Here is an 11,132-nt window from a genome sequence, read left to right on the forward strand (position 1 = left end):
AAACGCCCGGTTACATTCCGAACCCGGAAGCTAAGCCTCACAGCGCCGATGGTACTGCAGGGGGGACCCTGTGGGAGAGTAGGACGCCGCCGAACTCCTTTTATAGCTCTGGCTCTTGGGCAATGCGCCCAGGAGCCAGAGCTTTTTTGCGTTGAGGTAGGGTCAGGGGGCATCGTTCGCACGTTTCCCCACAGGAGGCCCCCGGGTGGAGGTCCAGGAGACCCGTGTCCAGACGGACAGGGTCCTCACCATCCCCAACATCCTCAGCATGGCGCGGCTCCTTGGTGTGCCGCTGTTCCTGTGGTTGATCCTCTGGCCCGAGTTCGGTGGGCCCAAGGCCGATGGCTGGGCGCTGCTGGTGCTGATGCTGAGCGGCATCAGTGACTACCTCGACGGCAAGCTCGCGCGGCGCTGGAACCAGATCAGCAGCCTTGGCCGGCTGCTCGACCCGGCCGCGGACCGGCTCTACATTCTCTCGACTTTGGTCGGACTGACCTGGCGCGAGATTCTGCCGCTCTGGTTGACGGCCGTACTTCTCGCGCGGGAACTGGTTCTGCTGGTGATGGTGGGCATCCTCAGGCGCCACGGCTATCCGCCGCCCCAGGTGAACTTCCTAGGGAAGGCCGCTACTTTCAACCTGATGTATGCCTTCCCGTTGCTCCTGCTCAGTGACGGAAGCGGGTGGCTCGCGTCACTCGCTGCGATTTTCGGATGGGCGTTCGCCGGATGGGGTACAACGCTCTACTGGTGGGCAGGAGTCCTCTATGTGGTACAGGTCCGCCGCCTGGTACGTGCGGACGCCATGGCCGATTGAACTCGCCCCTGATGCGACCCCGCGGCTCGATGGCCCGCGAAGCGAAAGTGCGGGACAATCTGGACGGGTGAAGTCGGCTAGACCGTCGTCTCTTTGAGGAGGACGCTTCCGACATGAAGGCCGTCGTGATGGCCGGAGGCGAAGGCACACGCCTTCGCCCGATGACCTCAAGCATGCCCAAGCCGCTCCTGCCGGTGGCCAACCGGCCGATCATGGAGCACGTTCTGAGGCTGCTCAAAAGGCATGGGCTGAACGAGACCGTTGTTACTGTCCAGTTCCTGGCCTCGTTGGTCAAGAACTATTTCGGTGACGGCGAGGAGCTCGGAATGGAGCTCAGCTATGCCAACGAGGAGAAGCCACTCGGTACCGCAGGAAGTGTCAAGAACGCCGAAGAGGCGTTGAAGGACGACGCCTTCCTTGTCATCTCCGGCGATGCCCTCACCGACTTCGACCTCACCGAGCTGATCCGTTTCCACAAGGAGAAGGGCGCGCTGGTCACCGTCTGCCTGACGCGCGTTCCGAATCCGCTGGAATTCGGAATCACGATTGTCGACGAGGACGGCAAGGTCGAGCGGTTCCTGGAGAAGCCGACCTGGGGACAGGTCTTCTCCGACACCGTGAACACCGGTATTTACGTCATGGAGCCCGAAGTCTTCGACTACGTCGAGGCCGATGTGCCCGTCGACTGGTCCGGTGATGTCTTCCCGCAGCTGATGAAGGAGGGCAAGCCGGTCTACGGCTATGTCGCCGAGGGCTACTGGGAGGACGTGGGCACCCACGAGAGCTATGTGAAGGCGCAGGCCGACGTCCTGGAGGGCAAGGTCGACGTCGAGATCGACGGGTTCGAGATCTCGCCGGGCGTATGGGTGGCGGAAGGCGCCGAGGTGCATTCCGACGCCGTGCTCCGCGGACCGCTCTACATCGGGGACTACGCGAAGGTCGAGGCCGGCGCGGAAATCCGGGAGCACACGGTCGTCGGATCCAACGTCGTCGTGAAGACCGGGGCCTTTCTGCACAAGGCCGTCGTGCACGACAACGTGTATGTCGGCCAGCACAGCAACCTCCGCGGCTGCGTGGTCGGAAAGAACACCGACATCATGCGCGCGGCCCGCATCGAGGACGGTGCGGTGATCGGCGACGAGTGCCTCGTCGGTGAAGAATCGATCATCCAGGGCAATGTGCGGGTCTACCCGTTCAAGGTCGTCGAGGCCGGTGCCTTCGTCAACACGTCGGTGATCTGGGAATCCAGGAGCCAGGCGCACCTCTTCGGAGCCCGCGGTGTGTCGGGAATCCTGAATGTGGAGATCACGCCCGAGCTGGCCGTGCGTCTCGCCGGTGCCTACGCGACGACCCTGAAGAAGGGGTCGACCGTCACCACCGCCCGGGACCACTCCCGTGGTGCGCGGGCCCTGAAGCGGGCGGTGATCAGCGCACTCCAGGCCAGCGCCATCGACGTACGCGACCTGGAGAACGTACCGCTGCCCGTGGCGCGGCAGCAGACCGCGCGCGGGAGTGCCGGCGGGATCATGATCCGGACGACACCCGGTGTGCCGGATTCCGTGGACATCATGTTCTTCGACGGGCAGGGCGCGGATCTGTCGCAGGGCAGTCAGCGCAAGCTGGACCGGGTGTTCGCGCGCCAGGAGTACCGGCGGGCGTTCCCCGGGGAGATCGGGGACCTGCACTTCCCGTCCAGCGTGTTCGACTCCTATACGGGGTCGCTGCTGCGCAACGTGGACACGACCGGGATCGCCGATTCCGGGCTGAAGGTCGTCGTGGACGCCTCCAACGGAAGCGCCGGGCTGGTGCTGCCCAGCCTGCTGGGCAAGCTCGGTGTCGACTCGCTGACGATCAACCCCGGTCTTGACGAGTCACGGCCCACGGAGACGGCGGATGCCCGGCGGTCGGGGCTCGTGCGGCTCGGCGAGATCGTCGCCTCCGCCCGGGCCGCGTTCGGTGTGCGGTTCGACCCGGTGGGTGAGCGGTTGTCCCTGGTCGACGAGAAGGGACGGATCGTCGAGGACGACCGGGCGCTGCTCGTCATGCTCGACCTGGTGGCCGCCGAGCGGCGCAGCGGCAGGGTGGCCCTGCCGGTGACCACGACGCGGATCGCCGAGCAGGTGGCGGCCTATCACGGCACTCAGGTGGAGTGGACGACCACCTCGCCCGACGACCTCACACGCGTCGGACGCGACGAGACCACGATCTTCGGTGGCGACGGCAAGGGTGGCTTCATCGTCCCCGAGTTCAGCAGCGTCTTCGACGGTACGGCGGCCTTCGTGCGGCTGATCGGGCTGGTCGCCCGTACACAGCTCACCCTCAGCCAGATCGACGCGCGGATTCCGCGTGCGCATGTCCTGAAGCGGGATCTGGCGACCCCGTGGGCGGTCAAGGGGCTCGTGATGCGGCGGGTCGTCGAGGCGGCCGGAGACCGCTCCGTGGACACCACGGACGGGGTACGGGTGGTCGAGACGGACGGGCGCTGGGTGATGGTGCTGCCCGACCCGGCCGAGGCCGTCACCCATCTGTGGGCGGAGGGGCCGGACGACGCCTCCGCGCAGGCCCTGCTCGACGAGTGGTCGGCCGTGGTGGACAGCGCCGGCAGCTGAAACGGGTCCTACGCGCGCGTGCCGGACAAGTGTCCTCAAGGGGGCCTGTCCGGCACGCCGGTGGGGCCATTCGGAGGTACTGGTCGCGACGTGCGACGATGTGCGGCATGCCGCAGCAGCCCCCCGTTCGGAGCACACCTACGCGCCCCTCGCGCCCGGACGCCTCCATGTCGCTGCTCAACAACGTCATGGATCACAGCCTCGACGACGGGTACGCCGAGGCGGCGGCCAGGAAGCAGGCGGCTGACGGGGGCATGCCGAAGACGCTGAGGGCCAAGCTCGGGCTCGCCGCGGGCCTGGTGCTCGCCGCGCTCGTCGTGACCGTCGGTGCCGCGCAGGCCCGGGTGGCCGCTCCCGTCGTGGCCAAGGAGCGCGAGGAACTGATCGACCGGATCGATCAGGAGACCGAGGCCGCGGACAAGCTGGAGGACAGCGTCGAGGAACTGCGGGCCGACGTCAGCGCGCGCCAGCGCGAGGCGCTCAGGTCGAGCGGTGGCAGCGACCGAAGTGAACTCATGGGCATTCTGGCCGGCGCGCTGGAGGTGCACGGGCCCGGGGTGAAGCTTGTTGTGGACGACGCCAAGGACTCCAGTGCGGGCGGTGACGGGGATCCCAGGGAGACCTCCGGGTTCTCGGACACCGGACGTGTCCGGGACCGTGACATGCAGCGTGTGGTGAACGGGCTCTGGGAATCGGGGGCCGAGGCGATCTCCATCAACGGGCAGCGGCTGACGGCGCTGTCGGCGATCAGGGCCGCGGGTGACGCGATACTGGTCGACAACAGGCCGCTGGTGCCGCCGTACACGGTGCTCGCGGTGGGGGACGGGGAGCGGCTCAGCGCCAGGTTCCAGGACAGTGCCGACGGGCTGTACCTGAACGCCCTTCGGGAGAACTTCGGCATCCGGAACGCGATCTCCGTGGAGGGGGATCTCCGGCTGCCCGCAGCACCCAGTGTGACCGTACGAACGGCACAGCCGAACACCGAGAAAACCGAGAAGGGCACATCGTGATCGCCGTACTGGGCCTCGTCGTGGGAGTCGTGGCCGGCCTGTTGGTCCGGCCCGAGGTTCCGGCGGTCGTCGAGCCTTATCTCCCGATCGCCGTCGTGGCGGCGCTGGACGCCGTCTTCGGTGGTCTGCGGGCCATGCTCGACGGCATCTTCGACGACAAGGTCTTCGTGGTGTCGTTCCTGTCCAACGTGGTCGTCGCCGCGTTGATCGTCTTCCTCGGCGACAAGCTGGGCGTGGGGGCGCAGTTGTCCACGGGCGTCGTGGTGGTGCTCGGTATCCGCATCTTCTCCAACGCCGCGGCGATCCGTCGGCACGTGTTCCGGGCGTGAGGCCGATGAGCGAGCAGGACGAGACGGCCGGGAACAGGCTGCGCAAGGAACTGCCCGAGGAGGTGCCCGCCGCGGCGCCCGAGGCTGCGCCGGACGCCCCCGAGCCCGAGCCCGGTCTCACCGGTCGGCAGCGGCTGGCCAAGGGGCTGTGGCCGCCGCGTGTGACGCGGGCCCAACTGATCGTCGCGCTGCTGCTGTTCGGCCTCGGATTCGGCCTGGCCGTGCAGGTCGCGTCCAACAGTGACGGGGACGACGCCCTGCGCGGGGCGCGCCAGGAGGATCTCGTCCGCATCCTCGATGAACTGGACGACCGTACTCAGCGTCTTGAGGACGAGAAGCAGGGACTCGAGAACCAGCGGGACGAGCTGGAGAACAGCTCGAACCAGGCCGAGGAGGCCCGTCGGCAGACGGTCGAGAAGGAGAGACAACTCGGCATTCTGGCGGGCACCGTGGCCGCGCAGGGTCCCGGCATCACGATGACCATCGACGACACGAAGGGGACGGTCGAGGCGCACATGCTGCTCGACGCCATTCAGGAGTTGCGTGCGGCCGGAGCCGAGGCGATCCAGGTGAACGGGGTACGCGTGGTGGCGGGCACGTATCTCACGGATTCGGGGAACTCCGTGAGCGTCGACGGGAACAAGATCAACGCTCCCTATCGTTTCAAGGTCATCGGCAAGCCGCAGGACCTGGAACCGGCGCTCAACATCCCTGGAGGCGTGGTGCAGACCTTGGAGAAGGAGCAGGCCACCGTGACCGTGGAGCGGTCCGACAAGATCATTGTGGATGCCTTGCGAGCCGCGGAGCGGCCTGACTACGCTCGGTCGTCATCGCGGTGAACCGGGGGTGCATGGGGGACGTCCGGCGAGGGCATGAGCTTGCGGGGGGTCGGCGCACCGAATGGGTGGTGCGTGGTGGAAACTGTCTGGTGGACAGGGACGTTGTGAGGATGTCCGGGTCGGCCGGAGTGTGCAGTCAGGGTTCGTCCTGCCCCACGGGCGGGTCTGTTTCAGTCAAGGGGAATCGCCCGTGAAGTTGTTTGCGAAGTTGTTCGGCAAGAGCGCGCGAGAGGGCAATGACAACGCCACCGCCCGTCATCGCGCACAGCCTGACGCGGAGGGCCAGCGGCCCCTGTTCAGGGACCAGGTGGGTGGTCAGGGCGCGCCGTCGGTTGACCCTGCTCAGGCCGGCGGCATAGGTTTCGGGCAACCGTCAGCCTCAAGTGCGGGTGGAGGGTTTTCCGCCGACCCGTACGCGTCCAACGCCCCGGTGGGGCAGCCGCGGCAGGAGGATCCGTCGATGTCGGCCCTGGTGTGCACGAGGTGCGGTAACCGCAACGCGGAGAACAGTCGCTTCTGTTCCAACTGCGGTGCGCCGCTGCGGGCGGGTGCCGTGCCCGAGCGTCCGTCCGAGACCACCTCCACGATCTCCATCTCCGGTCTTGAGGCCTACGACGCCGAGGTCACCGGCCAGACGCAGATCCCGGCGCTGTCCCCCGAGGCGCAGGCGGCCGTCGAGGCGCTCCCGCTCGGCTCCGCGCTCCTGGTGGTGCGCCGGGGTCCGAACTCGGGCAGCCGCTTCCTGCTCGACGGCGACCTGACCACGGCCGGCCGTCACCCGCAGAGCGACATCTTCCTGGACGACGTCACGGTCTCCCGGCGGCACGTGGAGTTCCGCCGGAGCCCGGACGCCTCGTTCACGGTCGCCGATGTGGGGAGTCTGAACGGCACGTACGTCAACCGCGAGCGGATCGACCAGGTCGCCCTGTCCAACGGCGACGAGGTGCAGATCGGCAAGTACCGGCTGGTCTTCTACGCGAGCCAGCGGGGCTACTGACCCTCCCCGGAGTTGGTCCATGCTTCACACACCGAGCGGCGGTGCCGGACACGGCACCGCCGCCACGGACAGCGGGCTGATGAGCATCGGCACGGTCCTGAACGCGCTGCGCGACGAGTTCCCCGAAGTCACCATCTCCAAGATCCGCTTTCTGGAGTCGGAGGGCCTCATCGAGCCGCAGCGGACTCCTTCGGGGTACCGCAAGTTCAGCGTCGGCGACGTCGAGCGGCTCGGCCATGTGCTGAGGATGCAGCGGGACCACTATCTGCCCCTGAAGGTCATCAGGGAGCATCTGGACGCCATGGAGCGGGGCGAGGCGGTCGTGCTGCCGTCCGTGGGCCGTCAACGCGACGCGGAGGCCGCGGAGGAGTTCGCCGACGCCCGGACGGCGGCCCGGATCGGCCGGGCCGAGCTGCTCGCCGCCGCCGAGATCGGTGAGCCGGAGCTGAAGGAGTGGGAGTCCTACGGGCTGATCGCTCCGCTGCCGGACGGCGCGTACGACGCCGAGGCGGCCACCGTGGCCGCGCTCGTCGCGGAACTGGGGCGCTTCGGGATCGAGCCGAGGCACCTGAGGGTGATGAAGGCCGCCGCCGACCGTGAGGCCGGGCTGGTGGACCAGGTCGTCGCGCCGCTCAAGCGCCATCGCAACCCGCAGACCAGGGCGCACGCCGAGGCGCGCACCAAGGAGCTGGCGGGGCTCACGGTCAAGCTGCACGCCGCGCTGGTGAAGACGGCTCTCGGGGTGCGGCTGCCCTGAGCGGCCCGCCGGGCGGGCCGGATCGGGGCCCGTTTCCGGCCCGACTACCCAAACATCCCGAGCACGGCCTAGGGTTGCTGTGTGAACGAGCTCGATGTCGTAGGTGTCCGGGTCGAAATGCCCTCCAACCAACCGATCGTGCTCCTGCGCGAAGTGGGAGGCGACCGCTACCTCCCCATCTGGATCGGGCCGGGTGAGGCGACGGCCATCGCCTTCGCCCAGCAGGGCATGGCCCCCGCGCGACCGCTGACCCACGACCTGTTCAAGGACGTGCTGGAGGCCGTCGGCCAGGAGCTGACCGAAGTGCGCATCACCGATCTGCGCGAAGGCGTCTTCTACGCCGAGCTGGTCTTCGCCAGCGGGGTCGAGGTGAGCGCGCGCCCGTCCGACGCGATAGCGCTCGCCCTGCGCACCGGAACGCCCATCTACGGCAGTGACGGGGTGCTCGACGACGCGGGCATCGCGATCCCGGACGAGCAGGAGGACGAGGTGGAGAAGTTCCGCGAGTTCCTCGACCAGATCTCGCCCGAGGACTTCGGCACCAGCAGTCAGTGAGACGCCGGCGCGGGTGTCCCGCCGTGACCGCCCGTGGCGGGCGTCGGCTCGGAACCACGGCAATTGCCACCGGCCAGTGAGAGCGTCCTGCGGCCCGCCCGGAGCGCATTCGGCTAGCCTTTCCCCGCGGTGGGGCACGGGAAACCACTCCTAGGGTGATTATCACTCGGCGTGCCGAGTGTGGCGATCGTTGACGCACCCCTGGTGACTGCCTACCGTCGTGAAGGCAGGTCAAGGACGGAGGTCGGCGTGAGAAGCAGCGGCGACGGTACGGCTGGGGGTGCCCCCGGACGCGGTTTCGGGGAGAGCGGTCCGTACCCTCCCCCGGGCTCACGGTTCCGCCCGAACGGGGGATACCCCCAGCCGGGTGGTTCGGCCGAGCGCGCCCCGCAGCTGTCGGCGGCCGTGCCGAGCGGCGGAGGGGCGACGTCCATGGCGTCCGAACAGATCGGCTATCGCGGCCCGACGGCCTGCGCGGCAGCCGGAATCACCTATCGGCAGCTGGACTACTGGGCGCGCACCGGGCTCGTGGAGCCGAGCGTGCGGCCCGCGCACGGGTCGGGGACGCAGCGGCTCTACAGCTTTCGGGACGTCGTCGTCCTGAAGATCGTCAAGCGTTTCCTGGACACCGGGGTCTCCCTGCAGAACATCCGCACCACGGTCCAGCACCTGCGGGAGCGGGGTTTCCAGGACCTGGAGCGCATGACGCTGATGAGCGACGGTGCCACGGTCTACGAGTGCACCTCGCCCGACGAGGTGCACGCGCTGCTCCAGGGCGGTCAGGGCGTCTTCGGGATCGCCGTCGGAGTGGTGTGGCGGGACGTGGAGAGCGCGCTGTCCCAGCTGCACGGCGAGCGGATCGACACCGGGGAGACGCTGGTCGGCCAGAACCCGGCGGACGAGCTGGCGCGACGCCGCAACCGGGCCGTCTGAGACGGGCCGGGGCGCCCGGACTGCCCGCCGGGCCGGGGTGCCCGGTCGGTGGCCCCCGTTGTCAGTGGCGTAGGGCAGCATCGGAGGGGTGAGAAGCGCTCCCACGATCCTGCATCTGGACATGGATGCCTTCTTCGCCTCGGCGGAGCAGGCGTCCAAGCCCAGTCTGCGCGGGAAACCGGTCGTCGTGGGCGGGCTGGGGCCGCGCGGAGTGGTGGCGACGGCCTCGTACGAGGCCCGGGTCTTCGGGGTCAATTCGGCGATGCCGATGGCGCAGGCGCGGCGGCTGGTGCCGAACGCCGCGTACCTCGTGCCGCGCTTTGCGTTCTACCGGTCGATCAGCGAGCAGGTCATGGGGCTGCTGCGGGCGCTGTCGCCGCTGGTGGAGCCGCTCAGCCTCGATGAGGCGTTCGTCGATCTGGAGGCCGGGGGAGCGGCCTGGGACGCCGACTCGGCCCGGCTGACGGGCGTACGGCTGCGCGCCGACATACGGGCGGTCACGGGGCTGACGGGGTCGGTGGGGCTCGCCGCGTCCAAGATGCTCGCGAAGATCGCGTCCGAGCAGGCCAAGCCGGACGGTCTGGTGCTGATCGAGCCGGGCTCGGAGCGGGCGCTGCTCGCGCCGATGTCCGTGCGGACCCTGCCGGGCGTGGGGCCCGCCACCGGGGACCATCTGCGGCGGGCCGGGATCCACACGGTCGGCGAGCTCGCTGAGGCCGGCGAGGACGAACTGGTGCGCATGCTGGGCAAGGCGCACGGGCACGCGCTGTACGCCATGGCGCTGGCGCGTGACGAGCGGGCGGTGGTGGCCGAGCGGGAGACGAAGTCGGTGTCGGTGGAGGACACCTACGACGTCGACATCCATGACCGCGTGCGGGTGGGGCTGGAGGTGCAGCGGCTGGCCGACCGGTGTGTGCGGCGGCTGCGCGGGGCCGGGCTGTCGGGGCGGACCATCGTGCTGAAGGTGCGGCGCTACGACTTCTCGACGCTCACCCGGTCCGAGACCCTGCGCGGGCCCACGGACGATCCGGCGGTGGTGCGGGAGGCGGCCGCGCGGCTGCTGGAGTCGGTGGACACCACGGGAGGCGTGCGCCTGCTCGGGGTCGGGGTCAGCGGGCTCGCCGACTACACCCAGGAGGACCTGTTCGCGCAGGCCGCGGGGGAGCTGGAGACGGCCGAGGACACGGAGGACGGCGAGCGGGAGCCCGGCGGTGGTGCGGGTGACGCCGAGGCGCCGAGGGAGCGGCGGTGGGCCGCCGGGCACGACGTACGCCACGCCGAGTACGGGCACGGCTGGGTGCAGGGGAGCGGTCTTGGCCGGGTCACCGTGCGGTTCGAGACGCCGGACTCCGAGGTGGGGCGGGTGAGGACGTTTCGCGTGGACGATCCGGAGCTGGCGGCGGCGGAGCCGTTGCCGCTGGTGGCGGCCCGGCCCGGAGCCGCGGTGGACGGGGCCCGCCCATGAGACCGAGGAGTTCGGGGAGGGAGGGGGCCGACCGCGCCCGCCCGTGCAGGAAGCGCGCCGGCCGCCGCCACCCGTTCGGCTCAGCGGTCCGGGAGAAGAGGGTCAGGTGTCCGCGTCCTCGGTGCCCGCCAGTTTGCCGAAGTCGTGGTCGGAGGGCGGGGGTGAAGTGATGTCCAGACCGTAGTGGTGGTACAGCTGGAGTTCCTGTTCCGGGGAGAGGTGGCGTCCCACCCCGAAGTCGGGGGCGTCCTTGATCAGGGAGCGTTCGAAGGGCACGTGCAGGGTGCCCTCGACCAGTTCGCTGGGCTCCAGCGGGACGAAGGCGTCCCGGCTGAACAGGCCGGTGCGTATGGCCGCCCACTCCGGTATGCCGGTCGCGTCGTCGAGGTAGATCTCGTCGATCGTGCCGATCTTCGTCCCGTTCTGGTCGAAGGCCTTGCGGCCGATCAGGTTGCGCGGATCGATGTCGGTCTGCACGGGCCCTCCACTTGCTCGCGAATCATCCGTAAGCACTACAAAAGAGCACATCGGGTGAAGCGGCCACTCGAACGCCCGGCCATTGACCTCGCTGGTACGCTTCAAGCGGCTGCTGACCCCGTGCGGGAGAGTCCTTCGGACACCATCCGGAGGCGCCGAAGGAGCAAATCCTCCCCGGAATCTCTCAGGCCCACGTACCGCACGGACGAGGTCACTCTGGAAAGCAGAGCGGGTGTCGACGGTGTCCGCTCTCACCGACGGTGAAAGCCGGGTGCCCTTCGGGGGCCCGGTGAAGCTCTCAGGTTGAGATGACAGAGGGGGAGGCCGTCCGGGTACCCGTGCCGTGG

11 protein-coding genes, 1 rRNA gene and 1 riboswitch are annotated in these 11,132 nt (G+C 69.0%); of the genes, 11 read left to right on the top strand and 1 reads right to left on the bottom strand.

The window, feature by feature from the left end; genetic code table 11:
* From rrf to AB0E07_RS28000, 11 genes are all read left to right on the top strand, one after another.
* A 5S ribosomal RNA gene (rrf, locus tag AB0E07_RS27950) occupies positions 1 to 95 on the top strand; the annotation flags it as partial.
* Positions 96 to 205: 110 nt separating this feature from the next.
* Entirely contained in the window at positions 206 to 814 is a 609-nt protein-coding gene (locus tag AB0E07_RS27955) for a CDP-alcohol phosphatidyltransferase family protein (RefSeq protein ID WP_362257908.1), read from the top strand.
* A 113-nt stretch (positions 815 to 927) separates the two neighbouring features.
* Positions 928 to 3,423, top strand: coding sequence for a mannose-1-phosphate guanyltransferase (locus AB0E07_RS27960; protein ID WP_362257911.1), 2,496 nt, complete (start codon positions 928 to 930; stop codon positions 3,421 to 3,423).
* Positions 3,424 to 3,530: 107 nt separating this feature from the next.
* The gene (locus tag AB0E07_RS27965) at positions 3,531 to 4,433 is read left to right on the top strand and encodes a DUF881 domain-containing protein (RefSeq protein ID WP_362257914.1); all 903 of its coding nucleotides are present in this window, start codon (positions 3,531 to 3,533) and stop codon (positions 4,431 to 4,433) included.
* On the top strand, positions 4,430 to 4,762 hold the full coding sequence (locus tag AB0E07_RS27970; protein WP_003988855.1) for a small basic family protein: 333 nt from the start codon (positions 4,430 to 4,432) through the stop codon (positions 4,760 to 4,762). The genes AB0E07_RS27965 and AB0E07_RS27970 overlap by 4 nt, the downstream gene beginning before the upstream one ends.
* 5 nt (positions 4,763 to 4,767) lie before the next feature.
* Positions 4,768 to 5,601 carry a DUF881 domain-containing protein gene (locus AB0E07_RS27975; protein ID WP_362257918.1) on the top strand — a complete coding sequence of 278 codons (834 nt, stop codon included), beginning with the start codon at positions 4,768 to 4,770 and terminating at the stop codon, positions 5,599 to 5,601.
* Positions 5,602 to 5,662: 61 nt separating this feature from the next.
* Entirely contained in the window at positions 5,663 to 6,598 is a 936-nt protein-coding gene (locus tag AB0E07_RS27980; RefSeq protein WP_362257921.1) for an FHA domain-containing protein, read from the top strand.
* A gap of 19 nt (positions 6,599 to 6,617) precedes the next feature.
* Positions 6,618 to 7,355, top strand: a complete 738-nt coding sequence (locus tag AB0E07_RS27985; protein WP_362257924.1) for a MerR family transcriptional regulator — start codon at positions 6,618 to 6,620, stop codon at positions 7,353 to 7,355.
* A gap of 81 nt (positions 7,356 to 7,436) precedes the next feature.
* Complete coding sequence (locus AB0E07_RS27990; RefSeq protein WP_004002801.1) at positions 7,437 to 7,910, top strand: bifunctional nuclease family protein; 474 nt, start codon at positions 7,437 to 7,439, stop codon at positions 7,908 to 7,910.
* Positions 7,911 to 8,159: 249 nt separating this feature from the next.
* Positions 8,160 to 8,843, top strand: coding sequence for a MerR family transcriptional regulator (locus tag AB0E07_RS27995; RefSeq protein WP_362257928.1), 684 nt, complete (start codon positions 8,160 to 8,162; stop codon positions 8,841 to 8,843).
* Positions 8,844 to 8,931: 88 nt separating this feature from the next.
* Positions 8,932 to 10,308, top strand: a complete 1,377-nt coding sequence (locus tag AB0E07_RS28000) for a DNA polymerase IV (protein WP_362257931.1) — start codon at positions 8,932 to 8,934, stop codon at positions 10,306 to 10,308.
* 102 nt (positions 10,309 to 10,410) lie between these two features.
* Here AB0E07_RS28000 and AB0E07_RS28005 read toward each other — a convergent pair whose 3' ends face one another.
* On the bottom strand, positions 10,411 to 10,785 hold the full coding sequence (locus tag AB0E07_RS28005; protein ID WP_362257934.1) for a PRC-barrel domain-containing protein: 375 nt from the start codon (positions 10,783 to 10,785) through the stop codon (positions 10,411 to 10,413).
* Between the two features lie 113 nt (positions 10,786 to 10,898).
* Positions 10,899 to 10,995: riboswitch (glycine riboswitch) on the top strand.
* The last annotated feature ends 137 nt before the right edge of the window (positions 10,996 to 11,132 follow it).

Origin of the sequence: Streptomyces sp. NPDC048002, from assembly GCF_040653275.1 — a bacterium.
Taxonomy (GTDB): domain Bacteria; phylum Actinomycetota; class Actinomycetes; order Streptomycetales; family Streptomycetaceae; genus Streptomyces.

Bases quoted from the DNA above. Each gene is read 5' to 3' on its own strand.
- AB0E07_RS27960 (WP_362257911.1), top strand. From the start codon at position 928: ATGAAGGCCGTCGTGATGGCCGGAGGCGAAGGCACACGCCTTCGCCCG.
- AB0E07_RS27965 (WP_362257914.1), top strand. From the start codon at position 3,531: ATGCCGCAGCAGCCCCCCGTTCGGAGCACACCTACGCGCCCCTCGCGC.
- AB0E07_RS27975 (WP_362257918.1), top strand. From the start codon at position 4,768: ATGAGCGAGCAGGACGAGACGGCCGGGAACAGGCTGCGCAAGGAACTG.
- AB0E07_RS27980 (WP_362257921.1), top strand. From the start codon at position 5,663: ATGGGTGGTGCGTGGTGGAAACTGTCTGGTGGACAGGGACGTTGTGAG.
- AB0E07_RS27985 (WP_362257924.1), top strand. From the start codon at position 6,618: ATGCTTCACACACCGAGCGGCGGTGCCGGACACGGCACCGCCGCCACG.